21 protein-coding genes are annotated in these 23921 nt (G+C 72.2%); 8 read left to right on the top strand and 13 right to left on the bottom strand.

Going from position 1 to position 23921, the window contains the following annotated elements:
* Positions 1 to 120 precede the first annotated feature (120 nt).
* On the bottom strand, positions 121 to 1035 hold the full coding sequence (locus ABZ192_RS21420; protein WP_356926024.1) for an SDR family oxidoreductase: 915 nt from the start codon (positions 1033 to 1035) through the stop codon (positions 121 to 123).
* A gap of 105 nt (positions 1036 to 1140) precedes the next feature.
* Here ABZ192_RS21420 and ABZ192_RS21425 point away from each other — a divergent pair, with 105 nt between their 5' ends.
* Positions 1141 to 2067 (top strand): cyclase family protein, encoded by a 927-nt coding sequence (locus ABZ192_RS21425; protein ID WP_356926025.1) that lies wholly within the window; start codon positions 1141 to 1143, stop codon positions 2065 to 2067.
* Between the two features lie 466 nt (positions 2068 to 2533).
* Here ABZ192_RS21425 and ABZ192_RS21430 read toward each other — a convergent pair whose 3' ends face one another.
* From ABZ192_RS21430 to ABZ192_RS21445, 4 genes are all read right to left on the bottom strand, one after another.
* Positions 2534 to 3013 carry an ATP-binding protein gene (locus ABZ192_RS21430; RefSeq protein ID WP_356926053.1) on the bottom strand — a complete coding sequence of 160 codons (480 nt, stop codon included), beginning with the start codon at positions 3011 to 3013 and terminating at the stop codon, positions 2534 to 2536.
* A gap of 443 nt (positions 3014 to 3456) precedes the next feature.
* Positions 3457 to 4338, bottom strand: coding sequence for an acyl-CoA dehydrogenase family protein (locus ABZ192_RS21435; RefSeq protein ID WP_356926054.1), 882 nt, complete (start codon positions 4336 to 4338; stop codon positions 3457 to 3459).
* Positions 4339 to 4340: 2 nt separating this feature from the next.
* On the bottom strand, positions 4341 to 5474 hold the full coding sequence (locus ABZ192_RS21440) for an acyl-CoA dehydrogenase family protein (RefSeq protein ID WP_356926026.1): 1134 nt from the start codon (positions 5472 to 5474) through the stop codon (positions 4341 to 4343).
* Positions 5474 to 6670, bottom strand: coding sequence for an amidohydrolase family protein (locus tag ABZ192_RS21445; protein ID WP_356926027.1), 1197 nt, complete (start codon positions 6668 to 6670; stop codon positions 5474 to 5476). The genes ABZ192_RS21440 and ABZ192_RS21445 overlap by 1 nt, the downstream gene beginning before the upstream one ends.
* 89 nt (positions 6671 to 6759) lie before the next feature.
* On the opposite strand from ABZ192_RS21445, the gene ABZ192_RS21450 reads away from it, so the two are divergent.
* Positions 6760 to 8262, top strand: coding sequence for an AMP-binding protein (locus ABZ192_RS21450; protein WP_356926028.1), 1503 nt, complete (start codon positions 6760 to 6762; stop codon positions 8260 to 8262).
* 19 nt (positions 8263 to 8281) lie between these two features.
* On the opposite strand, the gene ABZ192_RS21455 is transcribed toward ABZ192_RS21450, so the two are convergent.
* Entirely contained in the window at positions 8282 to 8794 is a 513-nt protein-coding gene (locus ABZ192_RS21455; protein WP_356926029.1) for an EF-hand domain-containing protein, read from the bottom strand.
* Between the two features lie 168 nt (positions 8795 to 8962).
* Positions 8963 to 9343: an STAS domain-containing protein gene (locus ABZ192_RS21460; protein WP_020272191.1), complete on the bottom strand. Its 381-nt coding sequence runs from the start codon at positions 9341 to 9343 to the stop codon at positions 8963 to 8965.
* Positions 9344 to 9702: 359 nt separating this feature from the next.
* On the opposite strand from ABZ192_RS21460, the gene ABZ192_RS21465 reads away from it, so the two are divergent.
* The gene (locus ABZ192_RS21465) at positions 9703 to 10284 is read left to right on the top strand and encodes a sigma-70 family RNA polymerase sigma factor (protein WP_356926030.1); all 582 of its coding nucleotides are present in this window, start codon (positions 9703 to 9705) and stop codon (positions 10282 to 10284) included.
* Positions 10281 to 11552 carry a zf-HC2 domain-containing protein gene (locus tag ABZ192_RS21470; RefSeq protein ID WP_356926031.1) on the top strand — a complete coding sequence of 424 codons (1272 nt, stop codon included), beginning with the start codon at positions 10281 to 10283 and terminating at the stop codon, positions 11550 to 11552. The genes ABZ192_RS21465 and ABZ192_RS21470 overlap by 4 nt, the downstream gene beginning before the upstream one ends.
* A gap of 79 nt (positions 11553 to 11631) precedes the next feature.
* On the opposite strand, the gene purU is transcribed toward ABZ192_RS21470, so the two are convergent.
* The gene (purU, locus tag ABZ192_RS21475) at positions 11632 to 12513 is read right to left on the bottom strand and encodes a formyltetrahydrofolate deformylase (RefSeq protein WP_356926032.1); all 882 of its coding nucleotides are present in this window, start codon (positions 12511 to 12513) and stop codon (positions 11632 to 11634) included.
* Between the two features lie 46 nt (positions 12514 to 12559).
* Positions 12560 to 13060 carry a hypothetical protein gene (locus ABZ192_RS21480; RefSeq protein ID WP_356926033.1) on the bottom strand — a complete coding sequence of 167 codons (501 nt, stop codon included), beginning with the start codon at positions 13058 to 13060 and terminating at the stop codon, positions 12560 to 12562.
* 117 nt (positions 13061 to 13177) lie between these two features.
* Between ABZ192_RS21480 and ABZ192_RS21485 the strand changes: the two genes are divergently transcribed.
* Positions 13178 to 14491 carry an ABC transporter substrate-binding protein gene (locus ABZ192_RS21485; RefSeq protein ID WP_356926034.1) on the top strand — a complete coding sequence of 438 codons (1314 nt, stop codon included), beginning with the start codon at positions 13178 to 13180 and terminating at the stop codon, positions 14489 to 14491.
* 1 nt (position 14492) lies between these two features.
* Here ABZ192_RS21485 and ABZ192_RS21490 read toward each other — a convergent pair whose 3' ends face one another.
* Both ABZ192_RS21490 and ABZ192_RS21495 read right to left on the bottom strand, forming a co-directional pair.
* Positions 14493 to 16517 (bottom strand): hypothetical protein, encoded by a 2025-nt coding sequence (locus ABZ192_RS21490; protein WP_356926035.1) that lies wholly within the window; start codon positions 16515 to 16517, stop codon positions 14493 to 14495.
* A 200-nt stretch (positions 16518 to 16717) separates the two neighbouring features.
* Entirely contained in the window at positions 16718 to 18103 is a 1386-nt protein-coding gene (locus tag ABZ192_RS21495; protein ID WP_356926036.1) for a transcriptional regulator, read from the bottom strand.
* Positions 18104 to 18409: 306 nt separating this feature from the next.
* Here ABZ192_RS21495 and ABZ192_RS21500 point away from each other — a divergent pair, with 306 nt between their 5' ends.
* The 3 genes from ABZ192_RS21500 to ABZ192_RS21510 all read left to right on the top strand — a co-directional run bounded on the left by ABZ192_RS21500 (position 18410) and on the right by ABZ192_RS21510 (position 21564).
* Positions 18410 to 19072, top strand: coding sequence for a bifunctional DNA primase/polymerase (locus ABZ192_RS21500; RefSeq protein ID WP_086849510.1), 663 nt, complete (start codon positions 18410 to 18412; stop codon positions 19070 to 19072).
* 111 nt (positions 19073 to 19183) lie between these two features.
* The gene (locus ABZ192_RS21505; RefSeq protein ID WP_356926037.1) at positions 19184 to 19975 is read left to right on the top strand and encodes an ABC transporter ATP-binding protein; all 792 of its coding nucleotides are present in this window, start codon (positions 19184 to 19186) and stop codon (positions 19973 to 19975) included.
* Positions 19972 to 21564, top strand: coding sequence for a transporter (locus ABZ192_RS21510; protein ID WP_356926038.1), 1593 nt, complete (start codon positions 19972 to 19974; stop codon positions 21562 to 21564). The genes ABZ192_RS21505 and ABZ192_RS21510 overlap by 4 nt, the downstream gene beginning before the upstream one ends.
* Positions 21565 to 21584: 20 nt before the next feature.
* Here the strand turns inward: ABZ192_RS21510 and ABZ192_RS21515 are convergent, their stop codons facing one another.
* Both ABZ192_RS21515 and ABZ192_RS21520 read right to left on the bottom strand, forming a co-directional pair.
* A complete protein-coding gene (locus tag ABZ192_RS21515; protein WP_356926039.1) occupies positions 21585 to 22472 on the bottom strand; it encodes an alpha/beta hydrolase in 888 nt (295 codons plus the stop codon).
* Between the two features lie 713 nt (positions 22473 to 23185).
* Positions 23186 to 23878: a metal-dependent transcriptional regulator gene (locus ABZ192_RS21520; protein WP_053671441.1), complete on the bottom strand. Its 693-nt coding sequence runs from the start codon at positions 23876 to 23878 to the stop codon at positions 23186 to 23188.
* Positions 23879 to 23921 lie beyond the last annotated feature (43 nt).

The following is a 23921-nucleotide window of genomic DNA, read 5'->3' on the forward strand; positions in this document are numbered from 1 at the left end:
GCCCTTAAGGCACTGGGGGAGGCACGACTGCCCGCGGGTTGCGAAGCAACCTAAGGGGCGCGGGGAACTGCGCGACAAGCCACAACCCACCCGCAGCCGCCCACCACACGCACCCCCGAGCTACTGGGCGTTCGGCCGCTCCCCCTCCCGAGCCGCCCGCTCCATCTCCCGCACCCGCTCCAGCATCGGCATCGGATCCACCCCCACCGACCCGGGCAGAAACTCCGCGATCCTCTCCACGGTCCAACCGCCGGAGGCATAGGCCGCCCGCAACTCCCTCGGCTGCGCCCACACCGCGATCTTCGCCCCGGCGACCGTGTACACCTGCCCCGTGATCCCCTGCCGGGAGGCCTCGTCGGACAGCAGATACACCACCAGCGCGGCGACATCCTCCGGCTCCCCGATCTCCGCCAGTTCCACCGGAACCCCCGCCGACATCCGCGTCCGCGCAACCGGCGCCACCGCGTTCGCGGTCACCCCGTACTTGTGCAAGCCCAGCGCCGCGCTCCGCACGAGCGAGATGATCCCGCCCTTGGCCGCGCTGTAGTTGGCCTGTGACACCGACCCCTGGTGGTTGCCGCTGGTGAAGCCGATCAGCGTGCCGGCGCGCTGCCCCCGCATCACCGCCGAGGCGGCCCGGAACACCGTGAAGGTGCCCTTCAGGTGCGTCGCGACGACCGGGTCCCACTCCTCCTCGGTCATGTTGAACAGCATCCGTTCCCGGAGGATCCCGGCCACGCAGACCACCCCGTCGAGCCGCCCGTACGACGACAGCGCCACGTCGACGACCCGCTGCCCGCCCGCCATGGTGGAGATGTCGTCGGCGACGGCGACCGCGTCCCCGCCCGCCGCCTCGATCTCCTTGACCACGGCCTCGGCGACCTCACTGGTCGGGGAGGCGCCGTCGACCGCCACGCCGTAGTCGTTGACGACGACCTTCGCCCCCTCCTCCGCCGCCGCGAGCGCGACCGCCCGGCCGATGCCCCGCCCGGCGCCCGTGACGGCGACGACCTTGCCTGCCAAGAAGTTCCCCACGCCCGGCCCCTTCCCGTCCCACGGTTTCTGACGGACCGTTAGATTTCGCGGACTCCAGATTCTACGACCCGTCAGATACGGGAACACAAGCCCCGGGGAGGACTCATGTCGCTGCCGGACGCGTTCCACGACATCGCCAAGCGCGTGAACAACTGGGGGCGTTGGGGAGAAACCGACGAGCTCGGCACACTGAACCTGATCACCGACGAGGTCGTCCGTCAGGCCGCGGCGACGGTCCGCACCGGTCGCCGGATCCCGCTCGCGCTGCCCCTGAGGCGCGACGGCGTCCAGACGGGGATGATCCCGGGGCGGATCGACCCGCTGCACGTCATGGTGCAGATCAACCAGGAGCTCTTCGGCCCGGGCACCGTCGCGTGCAGCGACGACGCCGTGACCATGGGGCTCCAGGCGGCCACCCACTGGGACGCGCTGCCGCACGTCTCGCACTCGGGCCGGCTCTACAACGGCCGCCCCGCGCACTCCATCACCCCGCACGACGGCGCCGCGTTCAGCGGCATCGACAAGGTCCGGCACCTCGTCTCGCGTGGAGTACTGCTCGATGTCGCCCGGGCCCGGGGCACGGACCGGCTCGACGGCGCGCACGCCGTCACGCCCGAGGACCTGGACGCGGCCGAGGAGCTGGCCGGTACGCGCGTGCGGGCCGGTGACATCGTGCTCGTACGGACGGGGCAGGTGCAGCTCTGCCTGGCCGGGGACCGGCACACGTACGCGTATCCGTCGCCGGGGCTGTCGATCCGGACACCGGAGTGGTTCCACGCGCGCGACGTCGCGGCGGTCGCCAACGACACCCTCACCTTCGAGGTGTTCCCGCCCGAGGTGGAGGACCTGTGGCTGCCGGTGCACGCCCTGCATCTCGTGGAGATGGGGATGCCGCAGGGCCAGAACTGGGATCTCGAAAAGTTGTCCACAGCCTGTGGAGAAACGGGCCGCTACGCGTTCCTGCTGGCGGCGACACCCGAGCCGTTCACGGGAGCGACCGGCTCACCGGTGGCCCCGGTCGCCGTCCTGTAGCCGGTACGCCAGGCCACCACCCCACCCCAGGAGGCTGGATGGCGGCGCCGCGCTGCTCGCCCCGAGCACGGCAGCGCGCGCCGCCACCCGACTCCGGCGCTCCCGCCCCGGCTCCCGTGGCCCTGACAGGGAGCCGACGCCGAATCACGACTCACACTCGCCGAGGGCCGCCGTCGCCGGCCCTCGCCGTCCCCTCACGGCGAATCGCTGCCCACAAGCGTGAGCAAACGGTCACGAGGCGTCAACACCCGTTCGGGGATTTATGGCTTATGCGGCTTTCTCCATGGGCGCGCACGGAAGCACATCCCGGCGCATCGCCGCATGCCATGACGAAAACGGCGGTCCTGCCGTGCGACCGTGCCCCGGCTTCGCCGCAACACCGCGCGGCATGTGCCGCCGTACACCGCACCTCGTGCGCCACCCGCCCTCGGCAGGTCACGGACGGGACACGCAAACAGCCCCGGCCTCACACCGCCTCGTACGCCAGCCCCTCGAGGGACGCCCCGCCGCCGTACGCCACCGCGCCGCCTCCGCACGCCGCCGTGACGCCGGGGGACTTCGAACACCGGTCCAGTTCGCACCAGATGCGCTTGCCGGTGCTCTCGACACTCCAGCCCCAGCGGTCGGCGAGGCCGTCGACGAGGGCGAGGCCCCGGCCACCGGTCGCGTCGTCGCCCGCGCACCGGGGCACGGGGGCCCGGCCGCTGCGGTCGGCGACCTCCAGGCGGACGGTGACCTCCTCCGTCACCGCGTGCGGAAGGGACAGCCGCAGCACGGCGGGCCGGCCGGTGTGCACCACGGCGTTGGTGACCAGCTCCGAGACGAGCAGGATCAGGGTCTCGGCGAGCGGCTCGTCGGCCTGTATGCCCGACCCGGCCAGGCGGGAGCGGGCCCACCGCCGGGCCCGCCCCACTTCTGCGGGGTCGGGCCGGATCTCCAGCTGCACTTGAAGCACCTGCACCGCTCACACCATCCGAACCGGCGGACACTTAGGCTCGCGCCTCACGAGGGCCACGATCGTAGCCATTTTCTGCATGGCCAGAACAACGGCCGGGACAAGGATCACGGAACGTGAATCCCTTGTGGGACAGCATGGTTGACGTACAGTCACCCCAACAAGCGCTTCGGGCATATTCCAGCGCGAAGGAGTACCCGTGCGGCATACTGTGCGACGCTCGCTGCGGAGAGTCGAACAGGCGGCCCGACTGGGTCGTACCACGCTCAGAACCACTCGCATCTCACACAAGGTACCGGAGCCCGCAGGCGACTCCGGGCCGTGACGAGTCGCCCCGAGGGCACAAGCCGGTATCAACGCTCCGTGATCACGGAATGCCACGATCCGCGACATCTCCGCGGGCATATTCGGCGACGCCGCAGCCAGAGGGCCTGTCAGGCCGCTCCGGCCACCAGAGCGGCCGCAAGAATCTCCTCACTCTCCGTGACACCGCCCGCACGGTGGGTTCGAACCCATGCGCGTTTCAGATGGAGATGGACCTCGGACTCCCAGGTGAAGCCCATGCCGCCGTGCACCTGGAGACAGTCGCGGGCGCCGCGCACGGCGGCGTCGTCGGCGAGCAGACGGGCGGCGGCGATGTCGACCGGGTCGGCGGTGACGGCCGCCGCGTACACCGCCGCGCGGGCCGTCTCCGACCGGACCAGCATCCCGGCGCACAGGTGTGCCACCGCCTGGAAGCTCCCGACGGGCCGTCCGAACTGTTCGCGCGCCCGGGCGTGTTGCACCGCCAGTTCGCAGACGCGGGCGGCCGTGCCGAGCTGCTCGGCGGCGGTGAGGAGGACGGCGACGGGGTCCGGTTCCGCCGCCGCGGCGCCGGGCACGCGGTGCAGCGGCGTCAGCGGGTCGAGGGAGCGCACCGGCACGGCCCCGGCGGCGTCACCGCGGACGACGTCGGCCTGGGCCGGCCACTCCACGAGCCCGCCGTCCACGGCCGCGACGACCGTCTCCCCGGTGGCGGCTCCCGGCACCACACCGGCCGCGAGATGGGTGGCGGTCAACGGCCCGGGCAGCAGCACCCGCCCGGCCTCCTCGAACACCAACACCGCCTCCGGCAGACCGAGTCCCACCCCGCCCTGCGCCTGAGGCAACCGCAGCGCGAAGAACCCGGCGTCGCCGAGGGCCCGCCACAGCTCCCGGTCGAGCCGGGCGGGGCCCTGCGCGGCGGCCCGCAGCGCCTCCCCGTCGAAGTGCCGCTCCAGCAGTTGGCGCATCGCGTCCCGCAAGGCCCGCTGGTCGTCCGTCAGCCGGAAGCGCACGGTCACCGTCCCTTCGGCAGGCCGAGGAGCCGCTCGGCGATGATGCTGTGCTGGATCTGCGAGGTGCCGGCCGCGATGGTGTACGACAGGGAGGAGAGGCGGGCCGGCGTCCAGGGGCGGTCCAGGTCGAGGCAGTCTGCGCCCAGGACTTCGGCGGCGGCGTCGTACAGCTCCTGGCGGCTGTGCGAGTACCGCAGCTTGAAGACCGAGCCTCCGCCGCCCGGCACGCCGCCCGACGCCTGCGCCGCGCTCACGTTCCACTGCGTCAGCCGCCACAGCGCCCGGAACTCGGCGTGCAGCCTGCCCAGCCGGCGCCGCAGCGCGGGGTCGTCCCAGCGGCCGTTCTCGCGGGCCGCGAGGGCCAGTTCGCCGAGGACGCGGCGGCAGGCGACGACCTCGCCGGCGAAGGCCGTGCCGCGTTCGAAGGACAGCGTCACCATGGTCACGCGCCAGCCGTCGTTCTCGTCCCCGACCCGGTTCCCGACCGGCACCCGCACCTCGTCGAGGAAGACCTCGGCGAACTCGGCCGACCCGGCGAGCGTGCGCAGCGGCCGTACGGTGACGCCGGGCGCGTCCATGGGCAGGGCCAGCCAGGTGATGCCCCGGTGTTTGGGCGCCTCGGGGTCGGTGCGGACCAACAGCTCGCACCAGTCGGCGACTTCCGCGTGGGAGGTCCAGATCTTGGAGCCGGTCACCACGTAGGTGTCGCCGTCGCGCCACGCGCGCGTGCGCAGGGCCGCGAGGTCGGAGCCGGCGTCCGGTTCGCTGAAGCCCTGGCACCAGACCTCCTCGCCGCGCAGGATCGGCGGCAGCCAGCGCGCCCGCTGCTCGTCCGTGCCCTCGGCGGCGATCGTCGGACCGGCGTGCAGCAGCCCCACGAAGTTGGCGCCCACGTAGGGCGCGCCCGCCTTCTCGGTCTCCTCCAGGAAGATCAGCCGGATGGCCGGGGAGGCGTCCCAGTGGACGTCGGCGTATCCGGCGTCGTGGAGTCTGCGCTGCCAGCCCAGGTCGTAGGCCCGCCGCCCGGGCCAGTCGTCGGGGGACGGCTCGGCCGGGAGGCCGGGGAGCGTCTTCGCGAGCCACTCCCGCAGCCGGGCCCGGAACTCCTCCTCCTCGGGCGTGTCCGACAGGTCCATCAGCGGTCGAGGTCCAGGTCCAGCATCCGGATGGCGTTGCCCCGCATCAGCTTGTAGACGGTCTCGTCGTCGAGGCCCTTCACATGGTCGAGGGCGACCTCCTTGGTGTGCGGGAAGGTCGAGTCGACGTGCGGGTAATCGGTCTCGAAGGTGGCGTTGTCGCGGCCGACGACGTCGATCGAGGCCACTCCGTGCTTGTCGCGGAAGAAACAGCAGAAGATCTGCCTGTAGTAGTACGTCGACGGCGGCTCGGGGATCGCGTCGCGGACGCCGCCCCAGGCGCGGTGCTCCTCCCAGACGTCGTCGGCGCGCTCCAGGGCGTACGGGATCCAGCCCATCTGCCCTTCGGAGTAGGCGAGTTTGAGGCGCGGGAAGCGCACCAGGACTCCGCTGAAGAGGAAGTCCATCATGGAGGCCATCGCGTTGTTGAAGCTGAGCGAGGCCTGGACGGCGGGCGGGGCGTCCGGGGAGGCGGCCGGCATCTGGGACGAGGACCCGATGTGCATGTTGACGACCGTCCCGGTCTCCTGGCAGACCGCGAAGAACGGGTCCCAGTAGCCGGAGTGGATGGACGGCAGCCCGAGGTGGGTGGGGATCTCGGAGAAGGTCACCGCCTTCACCCCGCGCGCGGCGTTGCGCCGGATCTCGGCGACCGCCAGGTCGACGTCCCACAGCGGGATCAGGCACAGCGGGATGAGCCGCCCGCCGCTGTCCCCGCACCACTCCTCCACCATCCAGTCGTTGTAGGCGCGCACGCAGGCCAGGGCGACCTCCTTGTCGTGCGCTTCGGCGAAGGTCTGGCCGCAGAAACGGGGGAAGGAGGGGAAGCAGAGGCTGGCCTCGACGTGGTTGAGGTCCATGTCCTCCAGCCGTGCCTTGGGGTCCCAGCAGCCGCGCCGCATCTCGTCCCGGGTGATGCCCTCCAGGGTCATCTGGTCCCGGTCGAAGCCGACGGCGGCGATGTTGCGCTTGTACGGGAACTTCAGGTCCTCGTAGATCCACCAGTCGGTGGGCTGTCCGTCCGGGTCCATCGTGATGCGGTACTTGCCGCCGACGTAGGCGAGTTCACCGATGCCGGCGGTCAGCGCCTTCGGCCCCCGGTCGCGGTACTTGGCCGGCAGCCAGGCGTCGAAGAGGTGCGCGGGCTCGATCACGTGGTCGTCGACGCTGATGATGCGGGGCAGTTCGCTCGCCATGGGTCCCCTCCGCCGGACGGTACTTATCTGATGCCGCGTCAGATAGCATCCCACCTGACGACCCGTCAGCCAAGCAGCAGGGGGCAGCCGTGACCGAGACCCCGCACGCCCTGAGCTCCTCCCGCACCCTGTGGGAGCTGGTCGCCCGCCGCGCCGACCTCACCCCCGGCCGTCCGCTCTTCCTCCAGGACGACCGCGTGCTCACCTTCGGCGCCCTGCGCACGCGCGCCGAGCGGGTCGCGGCCGGTCTGTACGGCATGGGCGTACGCCCCGGCACGGTGGTCGCCTGGCAGCTGCCCACCCGCATCGAGACGGCCCTGCTCTCCTTCGCGCTGGCCCGCCTGGGCGCCGTGCAGACCCCGGTGATCCCCTTCTACCGGGACCGCGAGGTCGGCTTCGCGCTGCGCGAGTCGAAGGCGGAGTTCTTCGCGGTGCCGGGCGTGTGGCGCGGCTTCGACCACACGGAGATGGCCCGGAGGTTCGGCGCGCGGGGCGTCTTCGAGGCGTACGACGACCTGCCCGACGGAGATCCGTCCGTGCTGCCTCCCCCGCCCTCCGACGGCACCGCCGTCCGCTGGATCTACTGGACGTCCGGCACGACCTCCGCCCCCAAGGGCGTGCTGCACACGGACCGTTCCCTGCTCGCGGGCGGCTCCTGCCTCGCCCACGCGCTGCGCCCCTCCGCGGAGGACGTGGGGTCGATCGCCTTCCCGTACGCCCACATAGGCGGGCCCGACTACACGGTGATGCTGCTGCTGTACGGCTTCCCGGCCGTGCTGTTCGAGCAGTTCGCGCTGCCGGAGGCGCTGGAGGGCTACCGGCGGCACGGGGTGACGGTGGCGGGCGGCTCGACGGCGTTCTACTCGATGTTCCTGGCGGAGCAGCGGAAGCGGCCGGGCGTTCCGGTCGTCCCCTCGCTGCGGCTGCTGGCGGGGGGCGGGGCGCCCAAGCCGCCGGAGCTGTACCACGCCGTCGTCCGCGAGATGGGCGTGCAGCTCACCCACGGCTACGGCATGACCGAGGTGCCGATGATCACCATGGGGTCGCCGGACGACAGCCCCGAGCTGCTGGCGACGACGGAGGGGCGGCCGCCGGAGGGGATGGAGATACGGATCGTGGACGGGGAGGTGCGGTTGCGCGGGGAGGCGGTGTGCCGGGGGTATCTGGACCCGGGGCAGACGGCCGAGGCCTTCGACGAGGAGGGGTTCCTGCGCACCGGCGACCTCGGGCGGCTGACGGAGACCGGGCACCTGGTCCTCACCGGCCGGCTGAAGGACGTGATCATCCGCAAGGGCGAGAACATCTCGGCCCAGGAGATCGAGGACCTGCTGCACCGGCATCCGGCGGTCGGGGACGTGGCGGTGATCGGGCTGCCGGACGCGGCGCGCGGGGAGCTGGTGTGCGCGGTGGTGGAACAACCCCCGGGAGCCGAGGTGCTGACGCTCGCGTCCGTGACCGCCTTCCTGCGCGCGGAGGGACTGTCCGTGCACAAGCTGCCCGAGCGGCTGGAGGTGGTGGACGCCCTTCCGCGGGGCGAGACCCTGCGGAAGGTGCTGAAGTACAAGCTGCGCGAGCGCTATACGGGCACGTGACGCCCGGCGCCCGGGGCGGCTACTCGGGCACGGTGAAGTAGCGGGCGAAGGCGGACACGACCTCGGCCTCGCCGACCTTGCCGTCCCCGTCCGTGTCGAGCGTGGCGGCGGCCGGGCCGGCGACGTCCTCGGGGACGCCGAGGCACTTCAGGACGCGGGCGGCCTCCTCGACCGTCGCGGCGCCGTCACCGTCGGTGTCGGCGACGTCCAGGGCCGCGTGCAGGAAGGGACGGGCGATCTCGGCGAAACGGTCGGGGTTGTCGCGCAGCCGCTTGACCGCGCCGTTGACGAACTCCTCGCGCGTGATGCGCTGGTCGCCGTCGCGGTCCGCTATCCCGGCCATGCCCTGCCAGAAGCCCTCGGCGCCGCCGTACAGCGCCTGGCCCTTGTCGGACCGGGCCGCCACGGCGAACTCCGCGAGCAGCGCCTTGGCCGCGCCGTAGAAGTCCTCGCGGTCGATGTAGCCGTTGCCGTCCTGGTCGAAGGTGGCGAACCGGGCGGCGATCCTGCGCTCGTACTCGCTGCTGACCATGTCTCTTTCGGGCCGCCTTACGTCGGGTGGGGTGCTTCTCGCTCGGAGCGTACGACGGAGGGGGCCGTTCGGGCGCGGGAAAACGTCACTTGTGCCAAGACCGGGGGAATTCCGGGACAACGGCGTGTCGGAACGGCAACACTCGCCCTACCGTGCGTCACCGGCTCCTCACGCGGACAGCGGTTCGCCCTCGTCGCCCAGGGCCGCGTCCACATCGCCGTACACGTCGAACAGCCTGCGGACGCCCAGCGCGCCGAGGACCCGGTTGACATGCGACCCGTCGGCCGCGCCCCGGGCGGGCAGTACCAGCCGCAGCCGGCCCTGGCAGGAGCGGATCAGCCGGCGGGCGGCGATGAGCACACCGACGCCGCTGGAATCGCAGAAGAACACCTCGGACAAGTCGAGGACAAGACAGTGGTGCCCCTCGGCCACCGCGTCGTGCACACGCTGACGCAGCACCGGCGACGTCACCAGATCCAGCTCGCCCGACACCTGGAGCACGGCCCATTCGCCCTGCTCGCCGCCGGTCACTTTGAAGGTCACCACCACGCCCTTCGATCGCCAAAACGGAAGCAGTCCCTACGCTTCCTTGAGCGCGGCTGCCCAGCGGCCGTTCCCTGAAACACAACCCGAAAAACGGATCCCTCGCAGAACAGGCTTGTTTTAGTCGACTTCGTTCCTGTTCGATCCTCTTCAGTCAGGTCTGATCAGAGGAGGGCTGGGTAGGCGCGCCCCGAGGGCACCCGGCGCGAGCCCCGGCGTCCCCTACCACCTGCGGCCGGTCAGGGGGCGCGCATTGCCACAAAGGGGCGTGCGCTACCGGACGTGCCGACTACATTCGGGGAGACGTCGGACACAGGCTGGACAGGGCACGGGCGCGGGACACGAGCAGGGGGTGAGGGGGCCGCATGGCGAAAAAAGACGTACCGCCTCGCTGGGACCGCAAGATGCAGCAGCGGCTCGCCCGCGGGGAGGCCGCCGCCCTCGGTGAGCTCTACGACCGGTTCGCCTCCCTCGTGCACGGCCTCGCCCACCGCGTCCTCGGCGACGAGCGCGCCGCCGACGGCATCACCCGCGAGGTCTTCATCCACGTCTGGGAGCATCCGGACACCTACGACCCGAAACAGGGCCCTTTGCGCACCTGGGTCGCCACGCTGACCCACCGCCTGGCCGTCCAGCGCCTGCGCGCCACCGAGACCGCCGCGCTCGCCCGCGAGGGCTCCGGCTCCGCGGAGGAACTGGAGCACACCGTGCGCCGGGCCTCGGTCGCCGCCCGCGCCGACTACATCGTCCAGTCCATGCCGGTCCCGCTACGCTCGGCCCTGGAGCGGGCCTACTTCCAGCGCCGCGACTACCGCCAGACCGCCACCGACCTCGGCATCACCGAGGACGAGGCCCGCCGCCGCCTCCGCCTGGGCCTGCAACTCCTGGCCACCGCCCACGACTCCGAGGCACCCGGCGCACCGCCCGGACACGGGGGTGCGGGGTGAACGGGCCGGACCGGTTCGAGGCGTACGACGGCGATGACGAGGAACCGGGGCGCCCGCCGCGGATCCCCACGCCCCGGGCCTCCGTCGAGGACACCGGACTGCCGCTGCCCGCGCTGGAGGATCCCGGTGACGCCGCACAGCCGCCGCCCGCACGGCCCGTGTTCGAGCACCCCGTGCTGAAGGCCCTGCTCGGCGCCTGGGCACTGGCCGCGTGCTCGGCGGAGGAGGCCACGGCCGTCGAGGAGCACCTCGGCGAGTGCGGCGCGTGCGCCGACGAGGCGCGGCGGCTGCGCGAGGCGGTCGGGCTGCTGCAACGCCCCGACAGCCTCGACCTGGACCCGGGCCTGCGCACCCGGGTCCTGGAGTCCTGCCTGGAGCGCCGCCCGCCGCGCATCCCGGTGCCGGACTGGGCCGCCGCGTACGACACCGAGACCGCGCGCCTGGACGCCCTGCTCCAGGACTTCGGCGACGCCGAGTGGCACGCGCCGGTACGGCTGCGCTGGTTCAAGGGCGACGAGGCCACGAGCCGCCGCACCACCGTCGCCGGCGTCATCGCGCACCTGCTCAGCGTGGACGGGCTGGTCGCGGTCGCGCTGGGCCTCGACGACCCGCTGGGCGACGTCACGTCCCGGCGGCCCACCCCGGCGGCCCGCACCGAGGCGTACTGGAGCGCCTCCCACTTCCCGCCCACCCGTGCCGTGCGGGCGCCCTGGCGGGAGCAGAGCCACAACCTCGTCCGCACGGTGTCCTTCACGGGCGGCGGCGTCGGCGGGCTGCCGGTGCCGTACGGCGACTTCGAGCTGCCCCTGCACGACGCGATGCTCGACCGGGCCTTCGAGTGCTGGGTGCACGCGGAGGACATCGCGGACGCGGTCGACTACCCGTACGACCCGCCCTCGCCGCGCCATCTGCACCGCATGATCGACCTGGCCGCCCGCATGCTGCCGAACGCCCTGGCCGACCGCCGCCGGGGCGGCCTGGCCGCACCCTCCCACCACCGCCATCTCGTGGCAGCGGGCGAACCGGGCCGCAGCCTCCGCCTGGAGATCGAGGGCTCGGGCGGCGGCGAGTGGCTGATCCCCCTCGACTCCCCCGCCGCGAAGGGCTCCGCCGAACACGAGGTCGCCCACGTGGCCCTGGACGGCGTCGAGTTCTGCCGCCTGGCAGCGGGCCACGTACCCCCGCAGGAGGCGGCAGCGGGCCAGGTGGGAGACAGAGAGGCGATCAGGGATGTCCTCTACGCTGCCGCTTCACTGAGCAGGATGTGAGTGGCTCAGGGGCGCGGGGAACTGCGCGACAAGCCACACTCCACCCGCACCCGCCACACAACCGGAACGCCCCGGACTCCTAGGCGAAAATCACAGTCCGCCGCCCATTGAGCAGAATCCTCCGCTCGGCATGCCACTTCACGGCCCGGGCCAACGCCCGGCACTCCACGTCCCGCCCGATCGCGACCAGCCCCTCCGGCGTCACGTCATGCCGAACCCGCTCGACCTCCTGCTCGATGATCGGCCCCTCATCAAGATCAGCCGTCACATAATGAGCAGTCGCCCCGATCAGCTTCACACCCCGGGCGTGAGCCTGGTGATACGGCTTCGCACCCTTGAAGCTCGGCAGGAACGAGTGGTGGATGTTGATGATCCCCCCGGCGAGCGCCTTGCACAGGTCGTCCGACAGCACCTGCATGTACCGCGCGAGCACGACCAGCTCGACACCCTCCTCCCGCACGATGTCGAGCAGCCGGGCCTCTGCCTCCGGCTTCGTGTCCTTCGTCACCGGGATGTGGTGGAAGGGGATGTTGTACGAGCCCACCAGCTCCGCAAAGTCCGTGTGGTTGGACACCACACCCGCGATCTCCACCGGCAACGCCCCGGTCCGCGCCCGGAACAGCAGATCGTTCAGACAGTGCCCGAACTTGCTGACCATCAGCAGGATGCGCATCTTCTGGTCGGCCCGGTTGAGCTGCCAGTCCATCTGGAAGGAGTCACCGATCGCCGCGAAGCTGGCCCGCAGCTTGTCCAGGCTCACCGGCGCCTCGGCCGAGAAGTGGACCCGCATGAAGAACAGTCCCGTGTCGTGGTCGCCGAACTGCTGGCTGTCCTCGATGTTGCATCCGGTCATGAACAGATAGCTCGACACGGCGTGCACGATGCCCTTCCTGTCCGGACAGGAGAGGGTGAGGACGTACTGATCGGCCGGGGCCGCGGCGCTGGTGGACTGCTCGTTCATGCAGGACAGGTTCCCACAAGGTACGAGACCACCGGCAATCGTCCCGCTACGCGGACCTCGTCATGATCCGCAGCACCTCCAGGCTGCGCGGCGGCACGTCCGGCTCGTCGCCGTCGCTCACGGCCAGCCGGACATGCGCGTCCCGGGCCGCCTGGACCGCGTCGGGCCACGCCTGGTGCTCGAGGTACGTGGCGACCGGCGCGTCCGGCCCGACCTGGTGCATGATCCGCAGCACCCGCAGCACGGCGGTGTCGACGAGGGCCGCCTCCTGCGAGTCGCGGAAGATCGTGCCGACGTACTTCTCGGCGGACCAGTGGTCCAGCCAGGTGTCCTCGACCAGCCGGTACACCGCGTCGGTCACGTCACCGTAGCCGTCCACGCCGGCCAGCCAGACATCCCGCTGGAACACGGGGTCGGAGAGCATGTGCAGCGCCGAGCGCACGTTGCTGCGCCAGCGCCACCACGGCATGTCGTTGACAGGCATGCCGCCCATGGTGGATGAGCGACGGCCACGACGGGAAGAGTTCTCCGAAGCTTGCACGGTCATCGATCGTACGTTCCCCTCCACATCGGTCACACCGGCCCCTGCAATTCACCTGTGCGTCACCAATTGTTGACCAGAGATCACTCACGGGTTAGCCATGTGGCGGAATCGTGCGGAACCATGACCGGCAGGCGACGCAAGCGCAGCACATTCCTCCCCGGCCTCCTCACTCGTCACGCCAGATCCGGCGTCCTCTCCGCGGGCACGGCGGTCGCGTGCGCCTCGCTCCTCGCCGGCTGCGGGGTCGTCCCCGGCACCACGGGGGATGCCGGGGACGCCCCGATCACCGTCATGACCTGGGCGCCGCAGGACACCAAGGCCACCAACAAGCCCGGCATGCCCGCCTTCGCCCGCGCCTACGCCCGCTGGGTCAACGCCCACGGCGGGATCAACGGCCGCAGGCTCAACGTGCTGACCTGCAACGATCACAACGACAGCGTGGCCGCTGCCAAGTGCGCCCGCCGGGCCGTCAAGGAGAACGTCGTCGCGGTCGTAGGATCCTACAGCCAGTACGCGGACTCGTTCTTCCCGTCGCTGGAGGGCGCGGGCATCCCGTACATAGGCGGCTACGGCATCACCAACGCCGAGTTCACCAGCCCGCTGTCCTACCCCGTCAACGGCGGCCAGCCGGCGCTGCTCGCGGGGCTCGGCAGCGCGCTCGCCGGTGACTGCGGGCCCGTGGCGCTGATCCGGCCCGACACCATCACGGGCGACCAGCTGCCCCCGCTGCTCGACTCCGGCCTGAAGGCGGGCGGGCACAAGCCCGCGCGGGACCAGCGCGCGGCGGAGGACGCCACCGAGTACGACGGCCAGGCCGACCTCGCACTGCGCACCACGACCGCGGACCCGGGGAGCGCGGGGTGTGTGGTGCCCGCGCTCGGGGACCGCAACGGCACCTTCATGGACTCCTTCCGCCGGGCCCGGGAGGACTACCCCGACGTACGGACGGCCACCGTGCTCGGCAGCGTCGACCAGACGGTGATCGACGCGACCGGCGGGGCGTCGGGGCCGTACGAGGGCTCGTACATCACGGGCTGGTACCCGGTGGCGAGCGATCCCCGCTGGGACGCGATGAAGCGGGTGATCAAGGAGGAGGCCTTCGACGACAACCGCATCGACCCCGCGGACGCCGGAGTGCAGACCACCTGGATCGCCTACACCGCGTTCCACAAGGTCGTCGAGTCGCTCGGCGGCGGTGAGGTGACCGCCGACACGGTCACGGAGGCCCTCGACGACGGCCTCCGGATCAACACGGGCGGGCTCACGCCCACCCTCCAGTGGCAGTTCCAGGACAAGCTCGCCGCCGCCGGCTTCCCGCGCCTGGTCAATGCGAACGTGACCCTTCAGGTGGTGCGGGAGGGACGGCTGGTGTCGGCGCGGAAGGGCTTCGTCGACACGACGAGGACCCTTCAGAACGCCGACGTGAACTACTGAGTCACAGCTGCGTGGGCTGGCGCTCGGTCAGGCCGTACTCCTTAGCGATGCCGTTCCACAGCCGGGCCGCCTTGGTCTTCTCGGTGCTCGCTACACCGCTGGCGCGGTTGCCGGCCTGCGTCTGGCCGGTGACGCGGGCCTGACCCTTCTTGCAGCCCTTCTTGCCCGCGGTCTGGTCGGCCCAGGCCGCGTAGTGGTTGTCGGCCGAGGCGGAGGCCTGCCACGCCTTGGTGAGGGCGGTGGTCAGCGCGGCGTGGTCGGGCAGCTTGTCGACCGTGATGCCGGAGAGCCGGGTGACCAGCTGTGTGCGCTGCTTGGCCGCGTCGCGCAGGTCCTTGGCGGCCTGGCCGAGGTTGTCGCAGCCCTTGACGTCGGCCACCGCGTTGATCACCGTGCTACGGCTGTTGCCGCTGTCGGCGAGCAGCTTGTCCAGCTCGACCGCCTGCGCGCGGGCCGGGTCGGCGGACGGCGAGGCGGAACCGTCCGTCGCGGGCGCCGAGGCGGCCACGGTCTTGTTGTTGTCGCCGCCGTCGTCGTCACCGCCTCCGCTGCCGGCGAGGAGCGCGCCGGCGCCGATGCCGAGGACGGCGATGCCGATGCCGACGGCCGCGATGACGGGCACGCGCGAGCCGGTCCGGCCGCCACGGCCGGACCGCCCGCCGCCGGGCGGGGCGTAGGAAGGCTGGGGCTCCGGCTGCTCGAAGCGGGGTATCTGCTGGGTGGCCGCGGCCGGGCTCTCGGCGCCGGACTCGCTGCGGAAGAGGCTCTCGAACCCGGCGGGCGGCTGCTGGCCCCCGCCGGGCACGGGCGCGATGTACTGCGTCGCCTCGGCGTCCGGGTTCGAGGCGGGCCCGTTGGAGGCGGGCGGCAACGGCCCGGTCCCCAGGAACCGGGTGGCCTCGGAGTCCTGCTCGGCGGGCATCTCGGGCGGCAGCGCGCCCGGGCCCACCGGGGGTATGTACTGCGTCGCCCCTTCGTCGGCGGGGCCGGCGGCGACAGGCGGCAGATATTGGGTCGCCCCCTCGTCGACGGCCGGGGGCAGAGGGGCACGCCCGGCAGCGGCCCCGTACGCGTCGCTCTGCTGGGACGACTGCCCACCGGCAGGCCCGTAGGCGTCATTCTGCTGAGGCAACTGCCCACCGGCAGGCCCGTACGCACCGGAGGCCGGGGGCAGGGCACCCCCGCCGGGAGCCCCGTACGCACCGGGCTGCTGCGACGACGGCCCGCCTGCGGGCCCGTACGCGCCGGACTGCGGCGACTGCTGCCCGCCGGACCCCGGCCCGTACGCGCCGGACTGCTCCGGCTGCTGCCCGCCCGCGGGGCCGCGCCCGTAGGCATCAGCCTGCTGCGGCTGCTGCCCACCGGAGGATCCGGGCCCATAGGCACCCGACTGCTGCGGCTGCTGCCCACCGGAGGATCCGGATCCGTACGCGCTGGACTGCTGAGGCGACTGCCCACCGGCAGGCCCGGGCCCGTAGGCATCAGCCTGCTGCGGCTGCTGTCCGGCAGGACCGGTGCCGTACCCGGCGGTCCCCTGGGGGCCCGCTGCCCCGGCATGGGAGTTCCCTGGGTGTGAACCTGCCGTGCCGGCGGAGCCGTACGTGCCCTCCGGGGGGAGCGGGGTTCCGCCCGCGGGCGGGCCGTAGGAGCCGGCGTACGGGTTCGGGGACTGGGCGCCCTCCGGGGGCAGCTCGCCCGGGCCCGGTGTGCCGGGGGCGGGGTGCTGGGCGTCCCATGCCGGTGGCTCCGCCCACTGCTGGGGCGGCGGGGACTGCCAGCTCTGGCCCGGCTGCGCGGACGGGGTCTGCTGGTCGGGGCCCCACGGCTGGCCCCAGGTCTGCCCCTCGGCGGGGGCGGAGGCCGGGGCCTGGCCGGTCGGGGGCGGGCCGGACCGGCGGCCGGCGGGCGCGTCACCGGGTCCGCCCGTCATGCCCGGCAGCAGGGGCTCGCCACCGTCGGAGGGCAGCACGATGCCTTCGCGCGCGGGGCGCGCCGAGGGCTCCTCGCCCTGTCCACTCTGCGTCACCGGGACTCCTACTAATGGGGGACCTTGTGAATCGTCGGGTCACGCTACCGGGTCCCCTGAGCCCCGTGCCACGCAGCACAGGACGCGACCTCCTGCTCTGTGAGCGCGGTAACAAAACCGGGTCACGGCACGCCGCCCCCGTCACCTCCTTCGCGTCAGGCCGCCGTTCCCGTACGTTCCCGCATCCGCAGACCCTGTGTTCACGCCGCCGTCTGAAGGTCCAGCCGCGCCCCGAACTCCCTGACCACCGTCTCCTCCCGGTACGGCTCCAGTCGCTGCTGGAAGTCCTCCAGATACTCGGCACCCCGGTTGGAGCGCAGGCTCTCCAGCAGTTCGACGGCCTTCATGCCCGTGCTGCACGCCTCTTCGATCTCGCGCTGCTGCACCTGCGCCGTGGCCAACAGCACATAACCGATGGCCCGGCGGCGCGCCCGCGTCTCGGGGTGCCCGGCCAGCGACTCCTGCGCGCACCGCGCCGCCGCCTCGGCCTGCCCCAGGTCCCGGTGGCAGTGGGCCAACTCGTCGGCGAGATAGGCCTCGTCGAAGTGCGCGATCCACGCCGGGTCGTCCCCGGTGTCCGGGTCGGCCGCCTCCAGGGCGCTCACCGCGCGCCCGGCGCTGGACTGGGCGGCGCGCGCGTCGCCCAGCAGGGCGTGCCCGCGCGCCTCCGCCGCGTGGAACATCGACTCCGCACGCGGCGTCACGCGCCCCCGCGCCCCCTCTTGCGCCGCCCGTGCCAACTGCGCGATCTCCCGCGGGTTTCCGAGCTGCGCGGCGAGATGGCTCATGGAGGCGGCGAGCACGTACCCGCCGTAGCCCCGGTCCCCGGCCGCCTGGGCCAGCCGCAGCGCCTGGATGTAGTAGCGCTGGGCCAGACCGGGCTGCCCGGTGTCCACGGCCATGTATCCGGCGAGTTCGGTCAGCCGCGCCACCGCGGCGAACAGGTCCCGCCCGACCGCCTCCCGGTACGACCCCGCCAGCAGCCCCGAGACCACGCTGTTGAGGTAGTGCACGACGACCGGCCGGACATGCCCGCTGCCGTATTGATGGTCGAGATCCACCAGCGCCTGCGTCATGGCCCGCACCGCCTGCACGTCGGACTGCCCGACCCGCGGCCCGGCCGAGCGCGCCACCTGGCCGTCGGGCGCGGAGATCAGCCAGTCGCGGCTGGGCTCGACCAGCGCGGACGCGGCGACGGAGGAGCCGGACAGGAAGTCCCGTCGCCCCACGTCACTGCGCCACAGCTCGCAGACCTGCTCGATGGCCCCCAGTACCGTCGGCGAGAACTGGAGACCCACGCCCGAGGCGAGGTTCTTGCCGTTGGCCATGCCGATCTCGTCGATCGTGACCGTACGGCCGAGCTTGCGGCCGAGCGCCTCGGCGATGATCGCCGGTGCCCGTCCCCGTGGCTGCTGCCCGCGCAGCCAGCGCGCCACCGACGTCTTGTCGTAGCGCAGGTCGAGGCCGTGCTCCGCACCGCACATGTTGACCCGGCGGGCGAGGCCGGCGTTGGAGCATCCGGCTTCCTGGATGAGCGCCTGGAGCCGTTCGTTCGGCTGCCTGGCGACGAGCGGCCTTGCGGCCATGGCGTACCCCCTGTGGCTGCGGTGCCTGCCCACGCACCGAGTTGACGTGTCTTCCGCGGCCGGATCCCTCGCGTCCCGGCGAGAAGTTCCGGCCGTGAAGATCAATGCCCCGCCGACCAGGCGAAAATGCGAGGCATGTGAGGATTGCCGGGGTAACGGCTGGTGCCGGCCCCCCTCGTGGCTACCCAGACCCGGCCACGGATCCTCCTGCGCGCCCCCGCACATGCACCCATGCGCCCCGACACCAGGCGCGATGCTCCTCCCCGCGCACGCGAGCGGGCGTAACCCCTGGTGACGACCAGAGTTGTGTTCATCGTGGAAGAGACGATCGCCGGCACCGAAGCCGCTCAGATCCCGAAGCAGCGCGGGGAATCGCTGCTGGAGACCGCTGTCCGCTACGCCGAGGAGCGCCACTGGGACGTCTTCCCCGGGACCTGGCTCGAAGCCGCCGACGGCGCTCAGCGCTGCTCCTGCGGTGACGCCGCGTGTCCGGCCCCGGGATCGCACCCGGCGCGCCCGGACTGGGAGTCGCAGGCGACGGGCAGTGCGACCGTCGCGCGGCGGATGTGGCAGAAGCAGCCGACGGCGTCGATCCTGCTGCCGACGGGGCGGACGTTCGACGCGATCTCCGTGCCGGAGACCGCCGGGTTTCTCGCACTGGCGCGGATGGAGCGGATGGAGCTGACGCTGGGGCCGGTGACGCTCACGCCGGATCGGCGGATGGAGTTCTTCGTGCTGCCGGGGGCGGCTGTGAAGGTGCCTGACCTGGTGCGGAAGCTGGGGTGGTCGTTGTCGTCGCTGGATCTGACCGTGCTGGGTGAGGGCGCGTACGTGGCTGCGCCGCCCACGCGGTTCGGGTCTCGGGGGGCTGTGCAGTGGGCCTGCCGGCCTACGCCTGCGAATCGGTGGCTGCCGGATGCGGAGGAGTTGATCTCGCCGTTGGCTTATGCGTGCGGCAGGGATCGGTAAGCGCCCCTTCGTCTGCCGGGTCCGTGTTCATCGGCGGGTGCGGGTCGTTCGTGGTTGCTCGCGCAGTTCCCCGCGCCCCTTCAGGAACGCTTCTCCACCGTAGGGTTCAGGTTGACGGAGGGAGACGCGGTGGGATCCAGTGCTGTGCGTGTGGAGGGGCTCTGGAAGCGGTTCGGGCAGCAGGTCGCTGTTGCCGGGGTCGATCTGGAGTTGCCCGCGGGCAAGTTCATCGGGCTTGTCGGGCCGAACGGGGCCGGGAAGACCACCACGCTGTCGATGGTGACCGGGCTGCTCAGGCCTGACCACGGGACCGTCGAGGTGGTCGGGCACGACGTGTGGCGGGACCCCGTCGAGGTGAAGGCGCGGATCGGGGTGCTGCCGGAGGGGTTGCGGCTGTTCGAGCGGCTGTCGGGGCGAGAACTGCTGGCGTACACCGGGCGGTTGCGCGGACTGCCTGGTGCCGAGGTCGACAAGCGGGCCACGCAGCTCCTCGACGTCCTCGATCTGGCGGGCGCGCAGCACAAGCTCGTCGTCGACTACTCGACCGGCATGCGCAAGAAGATCGGGCTCGCCGCGGCTCTCCTCCACAATCCCGAAGTGCTGTTCCTGGACGAGCCGTTCGAGGGCGTCGATCCCGTCTCCGCCCAGACCATCCGGGGCGTCCTGGAGCGGTACACGGCCTCGGGCGCCACGGTCGTGTTCTCTTCCCACGTCATGGAGCTCGTCGAGTCGCTGTGCGACTGGGTGGCCGTCATGGCCGCCGGGCGGATCCGCGCGCACGGGACGCTGGCGGACGTGCGGGGTGACGCGCCCTCGTTGCAGCGGGCGTTCCTGGAGCTCGTCGGGGCGCAGAGCCGGGACGCCGGGTCCGATCTCGACTGGCTGGGCGGCGGATCCCGGTGAGCGACGCCACGATCACCCCCGTCTTCGTACGGCTGAAGCTGTCGCTGCTGCGCAACGGGCTGCGGCAATCCGGCGGGCGGAAGGCCGCCTACATCGCGTCGGCGGTCTGCGCTCTGCTGTTCGCCGCACTGCAGCTGATCGGCCTGATCGCGCTGCGCGGGCACGCGCACGTCGAGTCGCTGGTCGTGCTGGCGGCGGCGGTGCTGGGGCTCGGCTGGGCGGTGATGCCGCTGTTCTTCCCCAGCGGTGACGAGACGCTGGATCCGACCCGGCTGGTGATGCTGCCGCTGCGGCCCCGGCCGCTGGTGCGGGCGCTGCTGGTGGCGTCGCTGGTCGGGATCGGTCCGCTGTTCACGCTGTGCCTGCTGATCGGTTCCGTGGTCGCGGTGGCCCGGGGCGGGGCGGCGTTCGCGGTGGGCGTGATCGCCGTCGTGCTGGCGCTGCTCGTGTGCGTGGCTCTCGCTCGGGCCGTGGCCGCCGCCAACGTACGGCTGCTGACCAGCCGCAAGGGGCGGGACCTCGCGGTGCTGAGCGGGCTCGTCATCGCGATCGGGGCGCAGGTCGTCAACTTCGGTGCGCAGCGGCTCGGGGCGTCCGGGCTGGGTGAGCTCGACCCGGTGGCTGGCGTGCTGCAGTGGGTGCCGCCCGCGTCGGCCGTCGGGGCCGTGCACGCGGTGGGCGAGGGGGCGTACGGTCGCGCCCTCGCGCAACTGGCGCTGACGGCGGGCGCGCTGGCCGCCCTGCTCGCCGTGTGGTCGCGGCATCTGACCCGGCTGATGACCTCGCCCGACGGGTCGACGCTGCCGGCCGCCGAGTCGGCCGCCCGCGAGCGCTCGTCGACCGGGCTCGGGCGGCTGCTGCCCGGGGGCCGTACGGGGACGGTCATGGAGCGCAGCCTGCGGTACGTGTGGCGCGACCCCAAGACCAAGGCGGCCTGGGTGACCTCGCTGGCCATCGGGCTGATCGTGCCCGTGTTCAACGCCTGGCAGGGCACCGGGTCCGTGTACTTCGCCTGCTTCGCCGCCGGGATGCTCGGCATCCAGATGTACAACCAGTTCGGGCAGGACACCTCGGCGTTCTGGATGGTCGCGATGACGATCTCGTCGACCCGCGACGCCTACGTCGAGCTGCGCGCCCGCGCCCTGGCCCTGCTGCTGATCACCCTGCCGTACGCCACGCTCGTCACCGTCGTGACGACCGCCATGCTCGGCGACTGGCGGCGGCTGCCCGAGGCGCTGGGGCTGTCCTTCGCGCTGCTCGGCGCGATGCTCGCGACGGGGGCGTGGACATCGGCCCGCTTCCCGTACTCCATCCCGCAGGAGGGCTACAAGAACGTCGCCCCCGGGCAGACCGGGCTCGCCTGGATCTCCATCTTCGGCGGGATGATCGCCGCCGCGCTGCTGTGCGCGCCCGTCATCGCGCTCACGATCTGGCTGAACCTGAGCGCCGACGGCGACGACTGGACGTGGCTGCTGCTGCCGGTGGGCGCCGGGTACGCGGCGGCGCTCACGGCGGCGGGGCTGCGGCTCGCCGCTCCGCAGACGGCCCGGCGGCTGCCGGAGATCCTGACGGCGGTCAGCAAGGGGTGAGCACGGGCCCTGAGGAGGCCTCAGTCGGTACTCAGGGCGTCCAGGAACGGTTCGATCGCCGCGCGCCAGGCCTCCGGCTGGTCGTAGTGGACCAGGTGGCCGGCGTCGGCGACCTCCGCGTACTGGCCGCGGGGCAGGACGCGGACCATCTCCTGGGCCTCGGCCCGGCCCAGCTCGCCGTCGAGGCCGCGCACCACCAGGGCGGGGCAGCGGACCTGGGCCAGCTCCTCCCAGTGCGCGTCGTACACCCACGTCTCGCGGGAGCGGAGCATCTGCTCCGGGTCGAAGACCGGACGCCAGCCGTCCGGGGACTCGGCCATCACCTCGGCGTAGAACTCGCCGCGGGCCGGGTTGGGCCGCTCCACCCAGGGGTCGTCCTCGCCGAACCACTTGCGGACGTCGGCGAGCGTGGCGAACGGCAGCGGCCAGGACTGGAACCACTGGTCCCACTCGCGCTGCGAGGCGGCGCCGAGCGCGGAGGCCCGCATGTCGCAGATGATCAGGCCACGGACCAGATCGGGGCGCTTGGCGGCGAGCTGCCAGGCGGTCAGCGCGCCCATGGCGTGGCCGATGAGGACGACCGGGGCGAGGCCGAGCTGTTCGAGGGCGGCCTCGGCGTCGTCGACGTAGGCGTCACGCGTGAAGGAGGCCTGCGGGGGCTTGTCGCTGCGGCCGTGGCCGCGCTGGTCGAGGGCGACCGCCCGGTATCGGCCGGAGAGCCAGCGGGCGGTGGACGCCCAGTGCGAGGCGCGGCCCATGAGGCCGTGCAGTAACAGCACGCCCGGGGAGCCGTCGGGCATGTCCCGCGCCGGCCCGGATCCGGCTGGATCGGTCTTGGGCGGGTCGCCGAACTCCCAGGCCGCGAGGCGTACGCCGCCCGTCCCGGTCACGTCGATGCGTCGCGCCATGTCCTGGCACCCCCCAAGCTTCGCGCGGACCGTGGCCGTCTCGGGCCGGTCGGTCCTGTGAACCGTGTTCTGCCTGCCGTGCCTGTTGCCGTTCCTTGTGGTTCTCGTGGTTCTCGTGGTTCCTTGCCGTTCCTGCCGGAGCACACATCCCTGTAGCGCACGTTCCGGTCGGTACGTCACTCGCAGATTATCGAATGACCATTCGAAGATGCCGTTCTCGCGGACAACACCCCTCGTTCGAGTGACCGCCCTCAAGGATTGATCGCCTCGACCGAGGGGAGATCTTCAGCGGGGGGCGGACCGCTCGGGGAAACCGGTCCGCGGGGGATGACCCTGAGAGCTCGGGGCTCCGGGTCAGCACAGGGGAGGACAGGCCCCGGCGCCACACGGCGCCGGGGCCCTCCGCTTCTCCACGGCACATCCTTGCGCCCCCTCCCCGGCCGGGTGACATCGCTGTCGAGCCGCGGCCAAGAGCCCTCAGGTCATATGCCTCACGCGACAGCGTCGCACGGGAAACGAGCGGGCGCTGCCATTCGACGGACTGAATACCGGATTCGACGGGATCACGCCAACGCCACAACAACCCCACGGGTAACGGGAGTTGGCGCGCGGCGCCGCGAGGACCCCGGGACCGGGTTCCGGACCGGGTCCTGGTCCGCTTTCCGGACCGGACCGGACCGGACCGGACCGGACCGGGCCGGGCCGGACCGGGCTCAGGGCTTGGCGACGAACACGTGGGAGGCGATGTCCGACTCCAGCTCGGCCGCCTCGCCACCGCTGCCGACCAGCACACCGCCCGCCGACTCCGTCACACTCACCACCGAGCCGGGCTGCACGCCCGCGCGCCGCAGCGTGTACATCAGCTGCGCGTCCGTCTGGATCGGCTCGCCGATCCGGCGCACCACGACCGTCTTGCCCTCGGCGCCCGGGTCGAGGCTGGCCAGCGACACCATGCCCTCGTCCAGGAACGGGTCGGCGCCGTCCTTCTCGCCGAGCTCCTCCAGCCCCGGGATCGGGTTGCCGTACGGCGACTCCGTCGGGTGCCGCAGCAGCTCCAGGACGCGGCGCTCCACGGCCTCGCTCATCACATGCTCCCAGCGGCACGCCTCGGCGTGGACCTGCTCCCACTCCAGACCGATCACGTCGACGAGCAGACACTCGGCGAGGCGGTGCTTGCGCATCACGCGCGTGGCGAGACGGCGGCCCTCGTCGGTGAGCTCCAGGTGCCGGTCGCTGGCGACGGACACCAGGCCGTCGCGCTCCATCCGCGCCACGGTCTGGCTGACCGTCGGCCCGCTCTGGTCCAGCCGCTCGGCGATACGGGCGCGCATGGGGACCACACCCTCTTCCTCCAGCTCGAGGATGGTGCGGAGATACATCTCCGTGGTGTCGATCAGTCCGGACATACGTGCCCCTCGAATGAGATCTGCCGGAGGCTGGACGGCTCAC

Source organism: Streptomyces sp. NPDC006235 (assembly GCF_040613735.1).
Classification (GTDB): domain Bacteria; phylum Actinomycetota; class Actinomycetes; order Streptomycetales; family Streptomycetaceae; genus Streptomyces.